Here is a 22930-nt window from a genome sequence, read left to right on the forward strand (position 1 = left end):
ATCCTTCCTATTCCGCGTCCGGAGTGGCCATCCACCTGAGAATGGTCGGCCAGTAGTGCTCCATGATCACCGATATCGCCGCGTTCAGAGGCGGCGCCGCCGGACGCAAGTCGCCGCCGTGCGTCAGCAGCGCCTGGATCGTCGTGGCGGCGGCGGAGCCGGCCGGGAGTTCGGTGTGCAGCTGCTCCAGGGCCGTGCGCAGTGGCGGCGTCATCGGCGACGTGTCGCGCACGATCAGCGTCAGCGGCGTCGGCACGTCGTGCCCCGACAGCCGTTGCAGCACCACGGCCTTCTTGCTGAAGTCCAGGCGTTCGCCGGCGTTCAGGTACAGGCCGGCGAACAGGGCGTCGCGGTCCGCGATCGTCATGGCGTCCGGGGCCGGGTGGAAGCGGCTCGCGGTCCAGTCCAGGGAGTTCATCAGTTCCCTGCGGTCCTCCTGGGGGAAGCCGAGGTCGGTGAGGCGGCTGTCGACGAAGGTCCTGAAGCGGGCGTAGGTCACGTCTCGGTTCACCTCCGTCGGCTCCGGGTCCGGCGGCGGGTTGTCGTGCCGCGCCTGGTCGCCGAGCCATGCGGGCAGGGCGATGGCCCGTTGGCGCGCCGGATCGGGGCGGAAGTGGATGTTCGCCGGGGCGACGAAGCCGTTGTCGGTCATCGTGGTCCCGGCCAGGTGCCGGTCGTGGCGGATCAGCGACAGGAAGATCTGCACGGTCCCGGGGTCCTGGGTGGCCAGGTTCGCGAACAGTGCCGGGAGTGCCTTGTCGATCGTCAGGTGCTGGTTGCCGAAGCGGTCGCTGCCGCCGACGCGCACGATGTCCCCGGTGAAGTGCCCGAACATCAGCGAGGTGTTGTGGAACAGCATCCGCTGGTTGCCGTTCGGCTTGACCGACGGCTCCGGCACGGCACCCGGCTCGGAGTGCGACAGCCGCTCGGTGAACCCCTCGGCGACGTCCAGCCGGTTCATGTGGCGCGGCAGGAGCCTGATGGATCCCAGGTGTGGCGCCCCGTTCACCAGCGTCACGGGCCGGGCCAGCATCGAGCCCGAACGGTTGTCACGGACCCAGACCTGCCCACCGTCCTCCAGCCTGGTCGTGATGTCCGCCAGCGACTGCTCCTCCGGGGTCGGAGCTCCGTTGAGGGTGAAGGCCACGGCTGAGGCGTCGTGATCGTGGCCTGCGTTTTGCTCGTGGGGCGCCTCGCTGTCGGGCGGATTGTGCGAATCGTCGGGCTCAGGCTCGTGCCGCGTGAAAGACATCTGATGCAATGCTTCCCGAATATCGCCACGATCAGTCGGCGCGTGCTCCGCCAACGTCGCGATCGTCCCCGGATCGAGAAGCCCCGACAGCGTCTTGCGCATCGCGTTCATGTGCTGGTCGATCAAGTGCCGTTCGAAGAGCGAGTCGTTGGTGGCGAGCACGCCGGCCAGCGTCCGCAACGGCTCGTGCGCGGCCTCGGGCCAGTCCTTGATCTCCTCCTCGGTACGGGGCAGCGTCCGGGTGAGCAGCGTCAGCGCGGAGGTGCGCCCCAGGCGCTCGTCCTGCTTCAGCTCCAGCGCGACGGCCCCGTCCGGCGTGAAGCGCCGCCAGGCCCCGGTCTCCGGCTTCTTGCGCAGCGGCTTCAGCTTCGGCGCGCCGTCGTCGCCGTACTCGTACAGGTTCTCCGAGACGTGCGTGTTGCCGTTCCGGTCGGCCCAGGCCTTGTCGTTCGGCGCGATCACGTCGACGCCCAGCGTCTTGGCCAGCTCGTGCGCGAAGCCGTTGTCGTGCATCCCGGTGTAGCAGGAGAACAACCGCACCGGCCGCTTGTTCTGCGACCAGCTCTTGTCCTGCTGGATGATCGCGGCCAGCTCCTTCACCGACAGGTGCCCGTTGCCGAGGTGCACGGCGCCCGGCGAACCGTGCAGCGCGACGGTGAAGTAGCGCCGGTCCGGGCTGGCCATCATCGCGTCGATCGCCGATTTCAGGCCACTGTCCGGCTTGTGCTTCAGGTTGCGGATCCACAGGACGTCGTCGGTGCGCGCCGCGAAGTCCTTGTCGATGCGGGCCAGCCAGTCGCCGCGCGACTTGTCGTCCGCGAAGTCGTGGCCGACGTGCACCTTGAAGCCGCCGACCTCGCGGCGCAGCCGCAGCTCGACGATCGAGACGCGGGCGAAGGCCTGGCCGGTGGCGTTGTAGACCTCGGTGTGCTCGAACTTCTGGCGCTGCTCGAACGGCAGGGAGTCAGTGAACTTCTCGACGGCGGCGTGCAGGTCGTGGACGGCGGCGACGTGCGCGCGGTCGTCGGTCAGGCCGGCGAGGGCGTTCGCCTTGTCCTGGACGTCCTTGAAGCCGGGGTGTTGGAGGAAGGCCGTGTTCTTGCCCGCGGCCATCGAGGTCATCGCGTCGGCGACGAGCTTGGCGTCGTCCTGGTGTTGCTTGACGGTGGCGAAGTCGACGGCGTCCTCGGCGTCCTCGTCGTGGGCGGCGTCGTGCGGCGCCCCGTGCAGGGCGTCGCGGAGTTCTTCGACGGTGTCGGGTAGGTGGACCGGGATCAGGTCGTGCAGCTCGCCGATCCGGTTGTGCGGCAGGCCGATGTCATCGGCGAGCTGCCGGACGTGGTCGCCGGTGACCTGGTGCCAGGGCAGCGGCGCGCCGGTCGTCAGGCGGCCGATCTCGGCCAGGACGTAGTCCGCGGCCGGCGGCAGGTGTTCGGCGCGCTGGGCCCAGTCGCCGTAGAGGGCCAGGACGCCGTCGCCGTAGCCGGTGACGCCCGCGTCGTCGGGATGGACGTCGAAGTGATCGAGGGCGCCCTCGTGGAACTTGATCTCGTGCGGCGCCTCCGTGCCGTTGTGCACGGCGACGAAGTCGGCGCCGGCGAGCAGGTGCTGCCCGGCCTCGGTGACGTCGACGACGCCGTTGTGCCGCTCGCCGAGCTGGTGGCCGATCTCCGCGGCGTTGGTGCCGGACTCGCGGATGTCCATGCCGACCATGTCGCGGCGCAGCGTCAGGCGGAGCATGACGCGGTCGAAGCGCTCGTCGTCGTAGAGCGCGGCGCCCTCGCGGTCGGCGGCGGTGTAGAGGCCGCGGCCGAGGTGGATCCAGTCGAGCCGGTTCAGGGGCTCGATACGGCCGTTGAGGTGGGCCAGGGCGGTGCGGATGTCGACGAGGCGGTAGACGGTGGTGCCGGCCGGGACGGTGTGGACGGTGACGGAGTCGTCGCCGGGGCGGATGAAGGGGGCGACGAGGGGGGTGACGGTGGCGTGGGTGGGGTGCGTGGGCGGAGCAGGCTGATCGTTGCGGACTTCGTGGACGGCGTGCAGGACGTGGTCGCGCGAGAGCAGGCCGGGGACGCGCTCCAGGAGTGCTGCCTCGGGGACGGTGCCCGGGGACAGGCTGATGCGCATGACGAGGCGGCGGAAGTCCTCGGGCGAGGTATCGCGGGCCAGGCCCTCCAGCTGAGTGAGCTCGTCCGGAGTGAAGCGGCTGAGCTCGGTGCGCGTCGCGGCATCGATCTGGATCGCGTCGAGAACTGGTTGATCGTGATGTGGCTCGGGCTCGACGTGCGGTTCAGGAATCGGTTCGTGAGGCACCACCGGCTCGTGAGGCACTACCGGCTCGTGCGGCGCCGTCGGCTCGTGCACCACCGGCTCATGCACCACCACCGGAGCCACCACCGGCTCCGGCTCCCCCCGCAACTCCCGCAGCTTCGCCGCCGGCACCCCCAGCGCCTCCGCCCCGGCGGCGTCCACGTGCACCAGCACGTCGACCGTCGTGCTGCGGGGCGCGCCGCCGCGGCCGAAGTCGAGCTTCAGCTCCACCGGCACGTGCACCGCGTACAGTCCGCCGGGCTGCCGGTCCCAGCGCGGCCGGGTCTCCGTGCTGTGCGTCTCGCTGGTCTTCTCGCGGTGCTCGGTGGCGTGCCCGACGCCGGCGCGGCCGCCGACCGTCACGCCGCTCGGGGTGACGCCGCTGACCGACAGCTGGCCCCTGGTCTCGTCCTTCGTGCTGTCCGAGTGCTCGACCGTGGTGCTGACGTCGCGGTGGCTGAACGACTCGCGCTCGGCGCCCGCCTTCAGGAACGCCACGCTCTTCGGCGCCTTCAGCGTCCCCTCGACCAGCACGCCGCGCTTCATCATCAGCGTGCGACCGCCGAGGTCCACGCCCCGGAACTCCGCGCCGCCCGGCTTGAGCACGTCGTGCAGCGCGCCGACGAAGCTGCCCTTGCTGAGCACCGCGGCGTCCTGCGGCGCATGCCGTTGCTCCGTCCCGCCGGCCTCGCGGAACAGGGTGCTGATCTTCTCCTGGCCGTGCCAGTCCAACGTGACCGCGTGGTCCGAAAGCTTCGGCCCCAGCCCGCCTGAAGCGTCAGGGGCGTCGAGCACATGCGTCTTCGGCTCGAAGACCCGCACCTCGCTCACGTAGCTGCCCTCGACCGACTTCTGCAGCGCCTCCGGCGGCCGGTCGCCGAAGTGCAGGTTCCACAACGGATGCGACAGCCGCGTGATCGTGTACGTGTACTCGACGTCCTGCCGGTACTCGTCCACCGGCTCGCCCGAGAACCGCAGCCCCTCGGACTCCACATCCCGCCGCGCCCGCGTCTGGACGTCGGCGGAGATGCCCGAGTGCGTCTCCGTGCCGGTGGCCGTCACGTGCGGCGTGTCGACCCCGAACGTCGCCGCGCCGGACGTCGTCTTCGACCCGCCCGAGCGCTCGCTCGACGTCACCGCGTCCGCGTTGTACATCTTCACGCCGCCGGTGGCGTTGGTGTCGTGCAGCACCGGCCGACCGATCGGGCGGGCCTGGATCCGCAGCTCGTACCGGCCGCCGCTCCCGGTGACGATCGGGTGCGTCAGCCCGCCGTCGCTCAGCTTCCGGATCTGCGAGGCCAGCGTCGGCGTCTGGAGCAGGTCGCGCACTTGCTCGCTCAGGTCGTGGTCGCCGAACGCCGCGTCGGCCTTGGCCGTCGCCTCCAGCCCCAGGCCGCCGTCCGGGTGGGCGCCGACCGGACCGAACAGCATGCCGGACTTCAGCGCCGGGGACGGATCGCCCTCGCCCGGCGTCTTGAAGCCCTCGAAGACCTTCTCCGGCGCGTCGGCCGGGAAGTCGAAGTGCTCCTGCCGGTTGTGCAGCTCGCTGAGCGGCACCATGACCAGCGTCTCGCCGACGGTCTCGATCGGGCGGCCGTCCACACCGGTGACCCGGTGCCGCACCTGCGTCCGCACCAGGGCCATCTGCACCGTCTTGGCGGTCATCAGACGCGAGGTGTTCTCGCCGCGTCCGGTGTTCGAGCCCTGAGCCGCGTCGCGCGAGTGGCTGACGGTGACGCCGCCGGTGAGGTCGTCGCCCGCGCCGCCGCCGAACCCGGAGCCGCCCTTGCCCTGCCGGACCTCCCGGTCGTGGTCCACGGCCGTGCCGGCCTCGCCGTGGCTCTCGACGTACACCGAGAGCGTCTTGAGCACCTGCGGCCGCCCGGTCGGGGTCACGTCCCAGTGCACGCCCGGCGCGACCCGCACGCCGCCGCCGGAGAGCAGCGGCAGCTCCGCGGCGAACCGGCCGTTCCCGAACTCCGAGGCCAGATCAGGGTTCTTTTTCGCGATCTCCGCGCGCAGCCTGTCCATCCCGCCGCCGTTGACCGCCATGTGGATCGGCGTCGTGGCCAGCGGCGAGCGCTCGTGCTCGGCCAGCGGCCGCAGCGGCAGCGGCTTGCCGAGCCCGGAGGTGGCCTTGACCAGGTCCGAGGACACCCACATGTGCAGGCCGCCGTCCACCGAGCCCTCGATCGGCTTCTCGGCGTGTTCCAGCTTCCAGCCGAGCCTGCCGCCGACCTCGAACAGCGTGCTGCCGCTGAGGCTGCGCGTGTACTGCCGCACTCCGCCGGACACCGTCGAGCGCGAGGCCTTCGTCTCTCGGCCGCTGATGGTGGCGGTGAACAGGCCGTTGCTCTTGCCGACGCCGAGCGAGGTGGTCAGGGACAGGTCCTGCTGCTTCGAGCTGCGGATCCTCGAGGTCTGCGACGCCTGGTGGATCGAGATCGGCATCAGCTTGTCGTCCACGCCGAGCGACGTCGCCTCCGTGGGCTTCAGGCCGTTCAGCGACAGCCGCAGCGGCACGTCCTTGCCGTCGATCCGCAGCTTGACCGTCACGCCCTCGCCGGCCAGCGCGTCGGCGCGCTGCGCCAGGCCGGGGCCGGAGACCGCGGTGACGATACGGCGCCAGTTCTGGTGCTTGCCGTCGGTGCCGTGTAGGAAGGAGCCGCTGGGATCGTCCTCGAACAGCTTGGCCAGGTCCTCGGTGGCGCCGTCCGGCAGGTGGTCGGACAGCTTCGTGACGAGGTCCCGGTACAGCCCGTCCAGGTTCGAGAGCTTCTTGACCTGGCCGAGCGGCAGGTCGTGCGAGGTCATCAGGTGCGGGTCGAGGCGGTCCGCGCCCTCGGCGGCCGCCTTGCGCTCCGGGGTCCCGTCCGCGCTGATCAGCCGGGCGTGGTCGGCGGTGCGCAGCCGGACCCAGGCGGTGGCGTCCGGCACCGTGAGGCGCTCGGTCTGGTCGCCGATGCCGATGTGCAGTTCGAGTTTCGATTCCAGCTGGTAGGAAGCGTTCTCGTCCTCGGCGCGGGTCGTGCGGGTGACGGTGAACGCCGATTCCAGGCTCGCGGCCTCGGTGCGCGTGCTGTTGCCGCTGCCGGTGATGCCGACGCTGGCCGAGCCCTCGGGGGATTTCGCAGTGCCGACCAGGCTGGACGGCAGGCCGCCGCCGCGACCGGTGGTGACGCCCTGCTTCACGGTGTGGCGCGCGACGGTGTCCATCTTCAGGCCGGCGCGGGAAGTGCTCGCCTGGGTCAGGGTCTTGGCTTCGGCGTGGGCGCCGAGGGTCAGGGTGACCGTGGCGCCGTCGTGGTCCTTGGCGGTGATCGACATGCTGAGCCCGGCTCGCCGCAGCGGGTCGGAGCTGTGCAGGGCCGCCACGTTGTGCGGCGAGGACAGCTCGCTGAAGTAGGCGTCCACCTCACCGCGGGCCTTCTCGTCGAGCGTCAGGCCCTTGTCATGCAGGCCGGTGAGGAATCCGTGCTTCAGCTCGTCGCCGTACCCGGTCCGCTCGCCGAGCAGGTGGTCGACGGAGGGGTCGTCCAGCGGCTTGGTGACGGCGTGCGGGGTCGCGTCGAAGCCCTCGGTGGCGGTCAGGTGGTCCTGGATCCGCAGCTCGACGGTGTGGGAGGGGCCGTCGGCGGCGGGCACGTCCTGGACCCAGTGGCCGGTCGCGGAGTCCGTGACCTCTATGTGCACGTGGGTCTCGACGGTGTGCCGCCGGGTGCCGTCGGAGGGGTCGAGGTAGATGTCGCCGCCGAACGCCTCCGAGGAGGTCAGCTCCCGGCTGCGGATGCGGGACGTGCCGGTGTTCGCGCCGATGCTCAACGGGCCGAAGCCGGCCTTGACGCCGCCGTCGACGGTCAGCGTGCGGCTGGTGCTGTGGCTGCCGCCGCCGTCGTCGCCGGTGCGGAACATCCGGCTCTCGTTCTTGGCGGTGGCCGCCGAGTCCTCGACCGGCTCCGGCGCGGACTTGAGCAGGGCTTTGAGACGCACGTCGTAGGCGTGGCCGTCGCGGGTCACGCGCAGCGTCAGGCCGCCGTCGGTCATCGCGCCGAAGCCCTCGCGCAGCTCGGTCGGCAGGCCGACCTCGAAGTGCAGCGGGCCGCGGCCGGGGATCAGGGCCCGAAGCCGGGTCTCGATCTGCTCGTGGCCGCCGAAGTCGGTCGGGGTGAACAGACCGGGGAGCTTCTTCGCGAGCGTGCGCGAGGTCGCGATGTGCTCGGCCGGGAGGTCGTGGCCGAGGGGCGGGCGCGGGGTGTCGACGCCGTGCAGCCGGCCGTGCATCGGCCCGGCGAGGAAGTCCGGGTTCTGATACCTGCCGTCGCCGTTGCCGGCCGCGGACAGGAGCCGCTTGAAGGAGTCGGCGGGAGCGCCGACGTCATTCCCGAGCGGACGCAGGCGATCGCCGAGCTGCTTGTAGAACGCCTCGGGGTCGGCCTGGCCGCGCCGGTCATAGGAGGAGTGCGCGAGCTTGGCGACCTGCATGGCGCGGCGCATGTTCCGGGTGGTGCGGGCGTCCGGGTTCACCGGCGCGTGCTCGCCGAAGGCGTGGTAGTAGAGCAGGGCGGCGTCGCGCTCGATGGCGTGCCGGTCGGACCACGGGACGTACGCCTCGTAGCGGACCCGCGACCAGGGTGCGCGGACGAAGTCGCCGTCGTCGTGGACCAGTGCGCCGTCCAGCGCGCTCAGGCTGCCGGTCTTGCGGGCCCGGGTTGCCGCCGCCGCGAGGGTCGCCACGCCGGTCTGGACGTCGTGCTCGGGGCCGAGGAGCTGGTGCACGATGTCGGTGAAGTTAGAGAGCTGAGGTTCGCGGCGCGGATCGGTGAAGTCCGGGAACTTCTTGAGATTGACCGCGGCGAGCTTCTTCAGGCCCTCGGGCGGAACGTAGCCGCCGAGGCTGTCGGACAGGGCCTTGGCCTGGTCGTCGGTGAGCTCGGTGCGGGGCGGCAGCGGGGTGGTGCGCGCGGGACGCGGCGCCGATGTGGTGGCTGTGGTGGCGGCGTCGCGGGACTCGAGGTGGCGTGTCATGGCGGACGCGGACAGCTGCTCGTGCGGGTGCGCCGCCTGGAAAGATCCGAGGTCGGTGCTGAGGCGCTGGACGAATTCGAGCTGGGACTCGTCGCCCGCGCGGTGCAGGCCGAGCTGGCGGCCGAGGTCTTCCAGGTCGGAGTAGCGGATCGGGCGCTCCAGCGCGGCAGCGTGCGCGGGGAGCACTTGGCGGTGGGTCTCGACCGCCTTCCACAGGGCGCTGAGTTCGGTGAGGTGCGTGCCTGGCGAGGCGAAATCGGGGTGGAGGCCGATCTCGTCGGCGACGGCGAGGACATTGGTCCAGGTGTCCGCCTCGCGCTCGGTCGGCGTGCGGTCCGCGATGAACGAGTGCGGGGCCGGCGTGACCGTGGTGGCTTCCCGGTCGATGCGCGACGGCTGTACGACCTCGTGCGTCTGGTGGGCCGAGGCGGACGCGCTGTCGGAGTAGGCCGAGTCGTCCGAGCGGCTGCGCGGATACGCGATCCCCGGCGGCTGCTGGTCCCGTCCGCCGTGCTGCGAGCGCAGCCGCGAACCGGACAGCACATGAAGAGCCTGATTCACCTCGGTGCCGGCCGGGGCGTGCTGGAACATCCACTGGACGGTGTCCGGGGTGAGCACCTTGTCGAGCGCCTCGCGGGCCGTCTCCGACACCTCGAACGCCTTCTCGCTGTCCCCGCCGGTCTGGCCCATCAGGTGGCGCCAGTCGTTCACGATCTTGCGGGTGGCTGGGTCCGAGCTGGCCAGGGTGTCGCCGAAGGGGCCGGCGAGGGCACGGCTCAGGACGGTCAGCGCGGGCTTGCGGCCGAGGTAGTCGTAGCCGGCGTCGTCGAGGCGGATCGGCGTGCTGTGGACGCTGCCGTCGGGGTTCAGGCGGTTCGGCGTGAACACCCGGTACGCGCCGTCGGCCTCCTTGACCGGCCGGTAGGTGCCGTCCGGGCGGCGGACCAGGGTGCTGGCATAGGGCTTGCCGTGGCCGACGCCCCACACCACCGTGTTCGGCGCCTTCACCTCGACCCCGAGCAGGTCGGCGAGCTGCTGCGCGAAGCCGTGGTCGTGCTCGCCGGTGTTGCAGGCGATCAGCCGGATCGGGCGCGGGTTGTTCTGCCACTCCGGGGTGTGCCGAAGCAGGTTGGCCATGTCGCGCGCGGACAGAGTCGCCTTGCCGACGTGGACCTGCTGCGGCGAGCCGTGCAGGATCACCGAGAAGTGGCCGGGGTCGGCCAGCATCGTCGTGGACGTGTGGTGGGTCTGCATGTCGTGCTGGGACTGCGGGTCGCGGATCCAGATGCCGCTGCCGTCGGGGCGCGTTTCGACGTACTCGGCGCGGAAGCGGTCGGCCTCGGCGGGGTGCTGGAAGGCGGCCAGGTCGCGCTTGTCGACCTCGGGGTCCGGGCCGTACTTGCGCAGCTCGTCGGACAGGCGGCGGTGGAAGCGGGACCCCTGGACCGACGTGCGCAGGTCCTCGGGTTGCAGGTGCGCGATGTTGATGTGCAGCTGACGCAGGATGCTGTGACGCTGGGGGTGCTCGGTCGCGTTGCCGCTGTGGGTGATCAGGTCGCGGAAGTCGGCCGGCGTCAGGTGCGAGACCAGCGGGCCGAGTTCGTCGAACTCGCGCAGGGTCTCGGCGGCGTCGTCGTGGAACCACTTCAGGGTTTCCGGCGGCTCCGGGTAGGGCCGCGAGTACTGCGCCTCGGCCGGGTGCTGCCGGGTGTTCTGGGCCAGGTCGTCGATGGTGAGCTTGCCGGACTCCGGACTCAGCCGGTAGGCCCGGTCGGCCATGCCGAGCGTCCAGGCCCTCGGGTCTGTGACGGTCCCGAGCTCAGGGTGCTGGGAAGCGAGCTCGTCGCGGAACCCGGCCAGGTCGTGCAGCGTCAGCGGCCGGTCGGACATCCCGTGCCCGGGCGTCCTGCGGTAGAGGCCGACGAGTTTCCACAGGCCGCGTTCCTGCTGGTCGGACAGGCCTCCGAGCTCCTTGCCGAGCGCCATCACGTCCACCGCGCGGTCCCAGCGCTCGTCGTGCTGCGCCGCGGAGAGCTTGAACAGCTTGCGGGACGGCGGACGCGGGCTCATCCGGCCGGCGAACTTCTCAGGGTCCTGACCTTCAGGGATGGCCTTCAGGTAGTCGAGGCGGCGCTTGTAGCCGTCCGGCGTCAGCTGGCCGCGGCGCGTCAGAGCGGTGTGGTCGGCGAGCAGGCCCTCCAGGTGTGAGGCGTCGTAGTTGCCCTCATGGCCGTTGCGGTACTCGGTGAGGTCGCGCAGCGCCTTGGGCGCCCACAACGGGTCGGTGCGGCTGTCGCCGGGCGAGGTGAAGTGCAGCAGGTCGAGGACCTTGTCGGCCTGGTGGATCTGGTCCGCCGACGCCAGCCGGGCCTGGCCGAACAGCATCTTGTGGACGCGGGAGATGTCGCGGGCGTCCTCGGGGGAGACGTCCCGGAGGCCGGCGCCGGTCAGGTCCCGGTGCAGCTCGGCGTCGGGCGGGAGCCGGAAGTCGTGGCCGACCGCGGTGTGGACGGTGCCGTTCGGGAACAGGCCGCTCTCGTGCAGATAGGCCTTGACCGAGCGCGGGACCGACTGGTTCCGGCCGATCGGGTCGCCCTTCTTCGACGGCGTCTGGAAGTGGCCCGAGACGACGATGTGAGGCGGCTCTTCGGTCGGCCAGGTCTCGTGCATGGTGTGCAGGACCGCGTGCCAGACCTGTTCCCGGTGCTCGGGCGCGGCCTTGTCGATGACGTCCATGACCGACGGCAGATGGAGAACGCCGTTGCGGTTGACCGCCTCGCGGTGCAGGATCGCGACCGCGGCCTTGACGGTCTGCTCCGGCTCGAGATGGACGGGCGCGCGCTCGGGCGCGTGCCCGGTCGCGGGCTTCGGCGCGGTGTCGCTGAGCCAGCTCGATTCCGAGCCGGCTTCCAGGTGCTCCTTGGTGATGGTCCGGAACCACTGGCGCGCGCCCATCCAGTCCTCGGGCGCCCCGGCTTTGCGGGCCAACGCGTCGAAGTGCCAGAAGGTCGGGCCGGTGCGCGCGATGACCTCGGTGCGGACGTCGCGGCTGGTGAACCGGGACGCCTCCTGGTCGGGCCGGGCGATCGCGAAGTGCTCGGGCTTGCCCTTGGCGGCGTTCTCGGTGAGCGTGTCGACCAGCGACTTGGCGTAGCGCTCCTTCAGGCTGGCGCGGTAGTCGCGCACGATCCGGTTGCCCGGCGGCGCGACGAACGCCGAGTTGTTGACGCTGGCGCCCAGCTTGGAGATACCGAACTGCTGGTGCTCGGTGTCGGCCTCGATCTCCTCGACGCGTTCGCCGAGCTTCTCGGTGGCCCGGTTGTCGCCGTCGGTGTAGACGCCGCCGAAGCGGTGCAGGATGTCCAGGCGGAGCAGGTCGCTGGCGCCGGCGTAGCCGGATCCGGTGGTGCGGGCGCGTTCGGTGGCGATCTCGGTGTGCAGCTCGGCCCGGTCCTCGCCGGCGAAGACCTCGTCGACGCTGGCGAGCTTGACGTGGTGGGTGCCGGCCCAGTCCAGCATCTGTTGGATCTGTTCCTGGCGTGGCGTGCGCGGGGCGTTCTCGTCCAGCGCGCGGAGCTCGTTGATCTCGCCGCGCGGGACGTCGGTCCACAGCACGGCGGTGAAGCCGCTCTTGTCGGCGTTGGACCCCATGGTCTTCATGAAGTTCGCGCGGTCGCCGCCGTCGGCGTGCAGCGGGCCGCCGAGCCAGATGCTGTGCAGGACCTTGGGGATCCGGGGCGGATCGTGGGGGGTGCCGGGGCCGCTGAACAGGGTGTCGAGGCCGTGCGGCGGGCCGTCCGGGCGGGCCAGGTCGACGGCGTCGAAGAACCTCGGCTGGTTCTCCGTCGGCAGGTCGTCGAGGTGCAGCCCGGCGAGGAAGGCGGGCTTGTCCGGGACGGTGCGGATGCCCAGGACGTCCGGGCCGGCGGTGTGCTCGAAGCCGTCGGGGGGCGGGAGCGCGGTGCCGTGCGGACGGCCGGCGCGCTGCATCAGGTTCGCGGTGTCCGGGGACGGGTTGCGCGGGGTGGCCGGGCGCGGTGTGCCGGTGTGGGCGTCGACGCCGAGGCCGGTGTCTGTGTGTTCGTGCCCCGCGCCGCCGGCCAGGCGGTGCAGGGCGTTGCTGACGGAGCCGGTGGGGCGTCGGGCGACGGCGCCGTGGCCGCCGCGCGAGGAGACCGGGACGCGGGAGCGCCGGGTGCCGCCGGAGCCGGTGGTGGTGTGCGGCTTCTCGGTGGCGTCCGAGGGGGTGCTGTGGCGCGGCTTGCCGGACGGTTTCGACTCCGGGCGCAGGGCTCGGTAGTGGTTGCGGCCGTCCTCGGTGGTGACGCGGTGGATGTAGACCCGCTTGGAGCTGTCGCCGTTGAGGTGGAAGGCCGGCTTGTCGTCGCTGACCACGACGACGTCCAGGCCGAGAGTGTGGGCGACGGCTTGGAGCATTTCGCCGCCGAGGGGGGTCTCGGCCAGGGTCCGCTCGCGGATCGCGTAGTCGAGGAGGTCGCGGTGCTGGGGGACGTCGCCGCCGGTTTCGACCTTCGCCTTGGCGTAGGCGGCGAGTTGGGCCATGCCTTTGTCGCCGTCGGCGGAGTAGTGGTTTTCGAGGGCGGACAGGACGGTCGCAGGGTCCTGTCGGAGGCGGTTGTTGAGTTCCTGGACGGGGTCGGTGACGCGGCGTTCCGGGAAGCCTGTGAGGTTGCGGTCGGCGGTGCGTGGCGGCGTCGGGCCGGCCAGGTCGAGGGCGTCTATATGGGAGCTCGACGAGGCCTTCGGCGGGCCGATGCGGTCCAGGACGGTGCGGGCGCCTTCGGGGGAGAGCTCGCCGAGCAGGACGTCGGAGCCGGGGCGGGTGTCAGTGCTCTTCGACGCGACCTGGTCGGCGATGCGGTTGCGGAACTCGCGCATGTCGCCGGGGTCGTTCAGGTTCAGGCCCTCGGCGTGGATGCTCTTCTTGGCCACGCCCTGGCTGAGCGCCGAGTCGGCGAGGGAGGCGACGGTGCAGTCGCCCTCGCCGGCGACCTCCTTGGAGACGAACTTCTCGCCGCCGCTGCCGAGCGCCACGCGGACTTCCGGGGGCTCGCCGCCGACGATCGGCTCGCCGGTGGTCTGGCGCGGGTCGTAGACGCCGCCGAGGTGTTCGACGGTGCCGTCCGGGTGGACCATGCGGAAGCCGCTGCCGCCGTCGGTGCCGGGGACGCGGATCGAGCCGTAGGGGCCGGTCTCGACGGCGCCGTGCGGGACGACGATGTCCACGCCCTTTGCGGCGGCGAGGTTGCGGATGCCGTCCAGCTGGGCCGGGGGGACGTCTTCGAGCACTGCGATGCGCGGCTTCGGGGCGCCTTCGGGCTGGTTCTCCAGGGCCTTGTCGATGACCGGGGCGAGGCGTTCGTGGATCGGCGGGGTGTTCTCGGGGTGGGTGACGTTGGGGTCGCCGTACCAGACGGTCTTGCTGCCGTCGGACGCAGCGGGCTGGCGGCGGATGGTGAAGGAGAAGTCGTTGGTGCCGGTCTTGTCGTCGGCGTAGGCGGTTTTGGGGCGGACCCAGCTGTCCCCGTTGAGGAAGTCCTCGTTCATGTGGAAGTCGTCGAACGGCTTGACCTTGACGCCGGGGGCGTGGTGCAGGCCGCCCATCGCCGCGCCGAGCGCCGCGCCCTGGAGCAGGCTCAGGCCGTCGATCGGCTGGCCGTTGATGCCGTCCATGATCAGCGAGGTCACGGTGTTGTTGGCGACCTGGGTGGCCATGTTGGCCCACTTCGGCGGGGCCCAGACGAGCTTGGAGGCGTCGGTCACGCCGGCCTCGGCGCTCTTGAAGAACTTGGGGGCGCCCTTCATCAGGGCGCCGGTGAGCGCGCCGTCGACGGCGCCGCCGATGGCGCCCATCTCGATGGTGTTCAGCGACAGGTTGCTGTCGAAGCCGGCGCGGTCGCGCTTGATGAGGACCTGGTAGCCCTGGACCGCGAGGTCGCCGGCCTCCATCATCGCGGTGTTGGTGACGACCTTCTCGACCATCTGCGTGAGCAGCTTGGGCACGGTGGTGCGGATCGCGGCGATGCCGGCCTCGGCGATGGCCATGGTGGCGCCGAAGGTCTCCGGGGCGTTGGCGATGGCCTCGGCGATCATCGGGGCCATGATCGCCATGTTGATGACGGCGGTGCCCTTGCTGTACTCGCACTGCAGGGCGGCGTCGTGGATCTGCACGGCCATCGCGCGGGCGCCGGTGGACATCCCGGGCATGCCGTTGTTGACGACGTCGCGGAGGTTGTCGGTGTACTGCGTCATCGCCGGGCCGGAGTTGGAGACGTTGGCCCGGCGGACGGTGTCGACCATGTTGGAGTTGACGTCGTCGATGCGGTTGCTGAAGTTGCCGACCTGCTCGCCGAACTTGGCGATCTTGTCCTCGTCGGCGTCCGGCCATTCGGAGCCGGTGAGTTTGAACAGCCAGCGGAGCGGCTCGGGGAGGTCGATGCCCATGTCAGGGTTCGGAGTGCGGGGTGGTGTGGGGGATGCCGGTGCCTGAGCCGCTGCCCGTGCTCGGCGGCAGGCCGAGTCCGGAGCCGAGGTTGGTGACGCCGCGCAGCGAGGCGTCATCGGTCGCGCGGTAGTCGGAGGCCATCTTGACCATGCCCAGGCTGATGCCCTGGACGCCGTCACGGGCGTCGCGGACACTGTCGGCGAGATTGCGGACCTGCGTGACGTAGTTCTCGCGGAAGCCCCGGCTGAAGTCGTCGTTGCCGATACCGATGTCGCCGGCGAGCAGGGCGTAGAGCTCGTCGTGCACGGAGGTCATGTCGGCGACGTGGCCGTCGAAGGCCTTGCCGTGCCGCTCGAGGTCGTCGGGATCGGCCTGGATCTCGGTCATGACGGACCCCCACGCAGAAACTCGGAGATGTCGAACTTGCCGGCCATGATGTCCTCGAAAGGCAGCACAGCCCCCTCCCGCACCGGCGCCATGGCCTCGGCGACCTGCGCCGCGTACTCGGCCCGCGCCGCGCTGACGGTGTCCAGCAACAGCCGCGAGAGCTCGGCCGGCGCCATGTCGCGATACGCGGTGGTGTGGAAGGTGAGCTCGGTCAACGCACCGCCGGCCCCCAACCCCACGCTCACCGACCGATCCCGCGACCGCACACTGACCGCGAGCTCCGCGACCCGCCGCTGCGCATCGGCGATGACCGCCATGCGACGTTCCGAGTCGGCGACGAGCTCCGCGAGCTTCGCGCGGTCGAACGCCAGGCCCGGATGGCCCGGGGGGACGTGGTCGGCGGCGGTCATGAGCGGCCTTCGGTGGGGAGGGGGAACTCGGGCGGGAGCTCAGCGATGCCCGGCGAAACCATGAGGTGGTCGCGGGCGCTGGCTGGGCAAGAGTAGCCGGGCTTGGCGCGGCGCGTAGATGGCGATGCCTGGTGTGCGCCGGTGGCGAGGTTGTCGCGGAAGGTTGGTGCGGCCAGCGGTTGTGGGGCGCTGCTTGCTGCGCGCGGGCGGTTGGGCTCGGCCAGGTATGCGGATAGCGATGCCTGGCGTGCGCCGGCGGCGAGGTTGCCCCGGACAGCTGGTGCGGCCTGCGGATCGCGGTCGCTAGTGGTGTGCGAGTGGCCGTGCTTGGCGAGGCGTGCAGATGCTGCTGCTGGACAAGAGCTGGCGGCGCACCAGGATGCCGCGCGCGGCCGGTGCTTCGGCGCGCGCGACAACGCTGAGGCCGCGGCCCGGGTGGGGGCCGGGCCGCGGCTGGTGGTGTTGTTCATCGGCGGGGGGTGGGGTCGGGGATGGTGCCGAGGATGCCGATGGGGGCGTCGCTGTTGGCGCCCCAGACTTCTTCGTCTTCGGTGAGCCAGGTGTTGTGTTCGCGTTCTTTGTTCTGGCCGGGTGCTCCGTTGCCCATGCCGCCCATGCCGCCCATCGGGGGCATGGCGCCGGTGGCGCCTTCGGCGTTGCGGGCTGCGGCTGCTTCGTCGGCCGCGGTTTTGGCTGCCAGGTCTGCGGCGTTGGGGTCCAGGTTGGGGCCGTTGGTGCCGGTGAAGTTGCCGGCGCTGCCGGTGCCGGAGTTGGGGCCTCCTGTGCCGAGGCTGCCGAGGGCGCCGGGGCCGAATGCTCCGCTGCCGAAGGTGCCGCTGCCGCCTCCTCCGCCGCCGGTGCTGAAGGTGTCGCGGGGGAGGGATGAGAACTCGGACTGCGGGGTGCGGATGCCGGACAGGAGGCTGTTCGGGGGTGGGGTGAAGGTGTCGCCGCCGCCGAACTTGCCGGAGCCGCCGATGCCTCCGCCGCCGCTGCCGCCGCCGAAGCTGCCCGAGCCGCCTCCGCCGCCGCCGCCGAAGTTGCCCAGGCCGCCTCCGCCGAGACCGCCGCCGCCGCTGCCGCCGCCGAAGCTGCCGGAGCCTCCGCCGCCGAGCAGGTTCTTGTTGCCGCCGGGGCCGCCGCCCAGGTCGCCGCCTCCGCCGCCGCCGAAGCTGCCCGAGCCGCCGCCTCCGCCGCCGAGGTTGCCGCCTCCGCCGAGGCCACCGCCGCCTCCGAGGTCGCCGCCGCCTCCGCCGCCTCCCCCGCCTCCGTCGCCGCCGCCGTCGCCGCCCCCGTCGGGGCCGGCGGTGATGTTCGGGTCCTTGTACTTGGCGTTCGTGATGTTGAAGAAGACCATGGCTACTCGTTGAGTGCGGTCAGCGCCGCGTCGTAGGCCTGGACCATCGCGTCGCCGGCGCCGAGCATCGTGCCGGTGTAGCTCAGGTCTCCGCTCAGCGTCACCGGGGTGTTGCGGTCGTGCCCGTCCTCGTAGGTGGAGCCGGACCAGATGAACGCCGCCGCGTCCCCCATCGCCTGGTTCATGTGCGCGATGTGCAGCAGGTTGTTCGGGCCCGCCTCGTTGTACTTGTGCATCTCCGTCGACAGCGCGGTGACGTAGTCCGTGAACGCCTTCAGCGTCGTCTTGAACGCGTCGGCCGCCGGCCCCTTCCAGCTCTGCAGAATGCTGTCGCGCGCGGCGTTGACCGCCGTCACGTAGTTGTCGAGCATCGTGCGGATGGTCAGGACCGCGTAGTGCGCCGTCTCCAGCGTCAGCGGCTTGGCCCAGGTCCCCTCCGGCGGCAGCGCGCCGTACGAGCCGTCGCCGCAGCCGCCGACGATCGCCGTGATGGCCTGGTTCCACGTGTAGCCCGCGAAGCCCTTGCCGGTCGACGGCGCCGTGGTGTCGTCGTGCCGGTCGCTGGAGCCGGGCGGGTTGCCGACCGTGACGTTCAGCGTGTAGCTGCAGTCCGAGCTGGAGCTGGTGGACGTCGTGCTGGTGACCTTCGGCGGCGGAGGCGGGGTCTTCTTCGGCGGCGGTGTGTACTGGTCAGCCATCAGGAGCCCCCGTTTCCGTTGCCATTCCCATTGCCGTTCCCGTTTCCGGTCCCGCCATGGTTGTTCAGGTAGTTGCTCAGGTTGTCCTGCAACGCGCTGCCCAGAGCCTGCAGGTCGGTCTCGATCTGCTGGTCGCCCTTGTCGTAGTCGTCGGCGACCTTCTTCAGCGTGTCGGCCAGCATCGACACCATCGTGTAGAGGTTGCCGTCCGACATCTGCGTGCTGTTCGGGTCCTGGATCAGCTTCGTGTACATCGTCGACAGCTGCGTGTCGACGGTGTTCTTCAGGTTGTACGCGCTCGGGATGTAGCTGTCGTCCTTGGCGTAGCCGGGCAGGATCCCGACCGCGGTGACGTCCGGCCCGGCCATCGCGCTGCCCTTGCCGGAGCTGCGCCCGGAGTACAGGTCGTAGCGCAGCGGCGCGCCGGCGTAGCCGCCGGTCGCCGAGCAGTCCACCAGCCACGAGGGCCCGGCGGTGAACAGCCCGCCGTCGGCGGTCAGCGTGTCCGAGAACCACTGGGCCAGGGCCCGGATGGCGTCGGCGTCGGCGGCCACGGTGCCGATGGTCGGCCCCGGGATGGCGGTGTGGGAGCCGACGTTCCAGCTGTCGCCGGAATCGGTGGTCACAACCCTCTCCTAACTCTCGCGCTCACGGACTCGCTCGGGAATCAGGGTTCTCAGTGGCCCATGGTCTGCCACCGCTTGGTGGCCGTGTTCTCGGTGTGCACGATGCTGTCGGTGATGTCGTTCAGCTTCACGCCGAAGTGCGACAGCAGCTCGTTCATCGAGTTCGCGGCGCGGTCCCAGTTCGCCTTCTGCGCCTCGTACTCGTCGCCGGCCGGGCCGGTCCACGTCGACTTCAGACGGTCGCCGTAGGACTGCAGCGCGACCAGGCGGTCCTCGATGTTCTTGCTGGCGGTGCCCAGGGTGCTGACGAGCTGGGCCATGTTGTCGGTGTTGGCGACGAAAGCCATTACGGTCTCCTAGCGGTGCGTCGGTGGTCGCTGTGTGGGAAGGGGGCGGCGTACTACAGGGCTGTGCGAGGGCGGATCACATGCCCAGCAACGCCCTCTGGGCCGCCGTGTAGTCGTTCCCGCCGCCGCTGATCGTCTTGACGGCGTCCACCGCCCACGCCTCGTTGTCGGCGTAGTCCTTGGCGCTCGCGCCGAGCACCTCGCGCATGGTCTCCAGCGCCTTGCAGATGTCGCCGAACTGGATCAGCCACTCGTCGAACAGCTCGCGGTACTTGGTCGCCGCGTCGCTCTGCCACTGCATCGCCTCGTGGTCGGCGCGGACCGGCGCGACGTAGGAGTTCAGGTCGTCCAGGGCGGACGAGAACTCGCCGGCCGCCCGGGCCATCGCTTCGTGTTCGTGCTGGAGAGTCGGGTCCACCATCGCGGGCTCCTGTTGTCTGATCGTTCCTGGCGGTCGTCCTGGGAATCCCAGCAGCCGCCGAGGATGCCCAACAAGGGGGCGTCCGTGAGATGTTGAGCAAATGGTGAGCCACACGCGAAAGTGGTCTCATGAGAGTTCTGGTGACCGGCCTGGGCCGTCGGCGCAGCCGTACGGTCAGCGGCGGTCTGGCGATCCTCGGGTTCGAGGTGCGTGAGACCGACGCGGACGCCGATCCGCGGGTCGCGGCGGATGTGGTGCTGCTGGACTGCGGCGTGATCGACAACGAGGTGCTGGCGTACTGCCGCCGGCTGCGGCGCCGCACCCAGGCCCCGATCATCGCGGTGACGCAGCGTGTGGACCTGCAGGCCTGGCTGCGCGGCCACGAGGCGGGGATCGACGACTACGCGGTCCAGCCCTTCGGCCTGCAGGAACTGGCCGCGCGGCTCCGGCTGGCGGTCGCGCCGGGCCGGGAACAGCCGGCGCCGCCGGTCCCGGCCGGCCCGCCGCGCCGGCTGACCGCCGGACCGCTGGTCGTGGTCGAGGACTCGCGCGCGGTCACGGTCCACAGCACCCGCGTCGACCTGCGCCCCAAGGAGTACCAGCTGCTGGTCGCGCTGATGCGCCAGCTCGGCCGCGCGGTGCCGCGCGAGGAGCTGATCAGCGCGCTGTGGCCGGCCGGCTGGGAGGGCGCGGAGCGCTCGCTGGAGGTGCACGTGGCCTCGCTGCGGGCGAAGATCGCGCTGCCCGGCCTGATCTCCACGGTGCGTGGGGTCGGCTACCGGATGGTGACGCCGGAGTCGTTCCACCGGCTCACGGCCGCGTGAGGTGACCCGGCGTGCCCCACTCGCCGGGTCGGCCCACAGGCTTTGTCGTGAAGGTCACAGTCACGAAGATCACATCGGTCGGTCAGGCCGTGCACTGGAGCTCGGCCGCCGAGATCCCGTAGCGCCAGGCCGTGGGGAAGTCGACGCCGTGGTCGAGCAACCGGAGTTTGACCGTGTTGCCGCCGACGTTGACCGTCCCCAGCGGGACCCACTGTCCGTGCGTCGTGTTCTGATTCACCGTGAAACTGGTCACATAGGTGTCGGCGGCGCCCTCGGAGACCTGGTACTCCGCCGCGGTGCCGCCGGTGTCGGTGGCCTTGCCGTCCCAGGGCACGTAGACGCTCACGGCGCAGGACGCGAACCCCGCGGTGCCGCTGCCGAAGGACCATAGCGCGCGGTTACCCGCGTTGTTCGCGTCACCGGACAGCGGCATCGACTGCATCGAGCCCTTGCAGCCGCCCCAGCCGCCGCTGCTGTTGCTGCCCCAGCCTGATCCGGAGCCGGACCCCACAGCGTCGTAGCCGCCGCCGGGCAGGCTCGGGCAGCCCGGGCCGGTCACCAACGTGACGGTCGCCGGCGGCGGTCCGGACGGCGGGGTCACGGGGCCGCCGGCGGACGACGAGGCCGGCGGCGGCACCGGGGCGGACGGGACGCCGGGCGCGGAGGAACTGCGCTGCGGCATGCCCGGACCCGAGGACTGCGGGGTGCCGGGCACCGACGAACTGCCAGTGGGCTTCGGCGCGCCGGGCGCCGACGGGGAACCGGTGGTGGCGCCGGGGTACTTGGCCGTCGACTGCCCGGTCTGCCACACCCACGGGGATCCGCTGGCGGCGCTGCTGGCATAGCCTCCGCCGTTGTCGTCGCCGCTGGAGACCTGTTGGCCGATCAGGCCGGCGGTCGGCGCCGCCGACTTGTCCTGGCCCTTGCCCGAGCCGCCGCCGACGGTCGCGGCGACCGCGCCGCCGACCACCAGGACGCCGGCGACCGCCGCCGCGATGAGGCCCTTGGAACGTCCCGACGCGCCGACCGGAGAAAGCCGCACGGTGCGCGCCCGCGGGTCGGCCGGCACCGGGCCGCGGCGGTCGGGGACGTCGAGATCGACCTCGTCGTCCGGGACGGCCCCGCCCGCGGTACGCGAGCTGGTGACGGCGATGCTGTCGACATCGGCGTCATCGGCGTCATCGGCATCGGCGGCCGCACCGGGAGGCGCGATCTGAAACGGGCTGGCTATCGGTCTGGCGGCGCCGGCGTCCCCGGTCGCCGAGGCGTCGATCAGGTGGCCGTGCGCGGGTGGCACCTCCGGGGCCGGGTTCTCGGCGTCGGGCAGGGGAACCGTGTCGCGCTCGGTCTGGTCGTCATCCGCCATCGGCGCTTCCTCCTCGCTGGTGTCGGGCCGATCATGGCGCTGACACGGTAGCGGGCCTAGGTGTACTGGCGTCAGCCGCGTCGAGCGCGGGTCCTTCGGGGAACAGGTCGAGGATCGTGGCCGGGACCGCCGTCGGGGCCGCCGAGGCGTAGCCGAGGCGGCCGAGGTCGTCCTTGGCGGCCACCGGGAAGCGGGTGCCGGCGGCGGTCAGCAGCTGGGCCACGCCGCCGGCCGTCGAGGTCGCGAGCGCGCCGTCGCCCGGACGCACCAGCACGCGGTCCGCGTGGCCGTTCGTGCCGTCGGTGGCGCTCCACGCGCCGGCGGCGTCCACGGCGGCCGTGGTGACCGACCGGATCCGGTACGCCGGAGTCGCCGCCGCGTCGGTGCCCGGCGTCTCCTCGACGCACACCGCGCCCGCGCCGCTGGTGGCGCCGGTCAGGCCGGAGCCGACCGCGAGCGTCGGCAGCGCGGCGGGCAGGTCGCCGGGAAGAGCGGCGGTCACCTGGTTCTGCTCCTTCGCCGCCACCAGCCGGTTCGGGTCGAGCGGCTTCGGCGCCGGGGAGCCTCCGGCCCGCAACAACGCGGCCTGCGTCGGGGTCACCGGGGTCAGGCCCTGCGCGGTGACCACGTACTCGTAGCTGCCGCTCGCGTCCTGGTAGGTGTACAGGTCCCCGACGGTCCCGAGAGTGCCGGAAGCGGTGCGCGCACCGACGCTCAGCGGCGCGATGTCCGACCCGGCGGGTACGGCGTTGAGCCAGGCCGCGCCGACGATCGTCGGCTGCGCCGCGGTCATCTGGAACGCCGTCATCAGGGGCAGGGGCGCCTTCAGCAGATGCCGCTTGCCGCCCCAGACCAGGTAGCGCGTGTCGTTGGCGCCACCGTTGTCGACACCGACATAGACCGCCTGGCCGTCGGCGACATCAGCGCCCGCGACCTCGACACCGAGCGTGGCGGAGACCTGGGCCTTGCCGCCCGGGCCGGCCGAGGAGCACACCGTCCACGGGCCGCCGGTCAGCGCCGAGGGATTCGGGACGTCCGCGGGCGCGCCGATGATCCCCACCGGAGTCCCGCGCGGCACGTCCTTCAGCGCCGACGCCGGCACGGTGCGCACCGCGTACTTCGGCAGCGCCAGCATCGCCGAAGCCTGGTTGAGCACCTGGTGCAGCACGCCGCCCGTGTAAATGTACTGATTATAAGTACCCTGTTCCACGACCACCGACTGCCCGTCCTGCCACGAGGAATCGGCCTTCGGCGAGATCAGCCCGACCACCGCCGCCCCGCCGATCCCCAGCACCCCGGCCGCCGTCCCGAGGAACAGCCCGGCCTTCAGCCGCGCCGCCGGCGGCTGCGCGGTGCCCGCGTCCCCGCCGACCAGCCCCGCGGTCAGCCGCCGCACCATGAACTTGTGGGCCTGAAGCTCCTGCCGCCGAGTCGCCACGGC

Annotated in this window: 11 protein-coding genes; 1 reads left to right on the forward strand and 10 read right to left on the reverse strand. The window is 71.5% G+C overall.

What is annotated here, in order from left to right; all coding sequences use genetic code 11:
• Positions 1-7 precede the first annotated feature (7 nt).
• The 8 genes from ABH920_RS13490 to ABH920_RS13525 form a co-directional block, all read right to left on the reverse strand.
• A complete protein-coding gene (locus tag ABH920_RS13490; RefSeq protein WP_370349274.1) occupies positions 8-15052 on the reverse strand; it encodes a hypothetical protein in 15045 nt (5014 codons plus the stop codon).
• A gap of 1 nt (position 15053) precedes the next feature.
• The gene (locus ABH920_RS13495) at positions 15054-15440 is read right to left on the reverse strand and encodes a WXG100 family type VII secretion target (RefSeq protein ID WP_370349275.1); all 387 of its coding nucleotides are present in this window, start codon (positions 15438-15440) and stop codon (positions 15054-15056) included.
• On the reverse strand, positions 15437-15850 hold the full coding sequence (locus ABH920_RS13500; RefSeq protein WP_370349276.1) for a YbaB/EbfC family nucleoid-associated protein: 414 nt from the start codon (positions 15848-15850) through the stop codon (positions 15437-15439). The genes ABH920_RS13495 and ABH920_RS13500 overlap by 4 nt, the downstream gene beginning before the upstream one ends.
• 466 nt (positions 15851-16316) lie before the next feature.
• Positions 16317-17207: a hypothetical protein gene (locus ABH920_RS13505; protein ID WP_370349277.1), complete on the reverse strand. Its 891-nt coding sequence runs from the start codon at positions 17205-17207 to the stop codon at positions 16317-16319.
• Positions 17208-17209: 2 nt separating this feature from the next.
• The gene (locus ABH920_RS13510) at positions 17210-17905 is read right to left on the reverse strand and encodes a hypothetical protein (protein ID WP_370349278.1); all 696 of its coding nucleotides are present in this window, start codon (positions 17903-17905) and stop codon (positions 17210-17212) included.
• Positions 17905-18531: a hypothetical protein gene (locus ABH920_RS13515; RefSeq protein ID WP_370349279.1), complete on the reverse strand. Its 627-nt coding sequence runs from the start codon at positions 18529-18531 to the stop codon at positions 17905-17907. The genes ABH920_RS13510 and ABH920_RS13515 overlap by 1 nt, the downstream gene beginning before the upstream one ends.
• A gap of 50 nt (positions 18532-18581) precedes the next feature.
• Positions 18582-18878 (reverse strand): WXG100 family type VII secretion target, encoded by a 297-nt coding sequence (locus tag ABH920_RS13520; RefSeq protein ID WP_194921713.1) that lies wholly within the window; start codon positions 18876-18878, stop codon positions 18582-18584.
• Positions 18879-18954: 76 nt separating this feature from the next.
• A complete protein-coding gene (locus ABH920_RS13525) occupies positions 18955-19299 on the reverse strand; it encodes a WXG100 family type VII secretion target (RefSeq protein WP_370349280.1) in 345 nt (114 codons plus the stop codon).
• 128 nt (positions 19300-19427) lie between these two features.
• Between ABH920_RS13525 and ABH920_RS13530 the strand changes: the two genes are divergently transcribed.
• On the forward strand, positions 19428-20123 hold the full coding sequence (locus ABH920_RS13530; RefSeq protein WP_370349281.1) for a response regulator transcription factor: 696 nt from the start codon (positions 19428-19430) through the stop codon (positions 20121-20123).
• 82 nt (positions 20124-20205) lie between these two features.
• Here the strand turns inward: ABH920_RS13530 and ABH920_RS13535 are convergent, their stop codons facing one another.
• Together ABH920_RS13535 and eccB are read right to left on the reverse strand one after the other, a co-directional pair.
• Positions 20206-21489, reverse strand: coding sequence for a hypothetical protein (locus tag ABH920_RS13535; RefSeq protein WP_370349282.1), 1284 nt, complete (start codon positions 21487-21489; stop codon positions 20206-20208).
• A gap of 31 nt (positions 21490-21520) precedes the next feature.
• Positions 21521-22927, reverse strand: coding sequence for a type VII secretion protein EccB (eccB, locus tag ABH920_RS13540; protein ID WP_370349283.1), 1407 nt, complete (start codon positions 22925-22927; stop codon positions 21521-21523).
• Positions 22928-22930: the final 3 nt, after the last annotated feature.

The organism is Catenulispora sp. EB89 (assembly GCF_041261445.1).
In the GTDB taxonomy this organism is placed as follows: Bacteria; Actinomycetota; Actinomycetes; order Streptomycetales; family Catenulisporaceae; genus Catenulispora.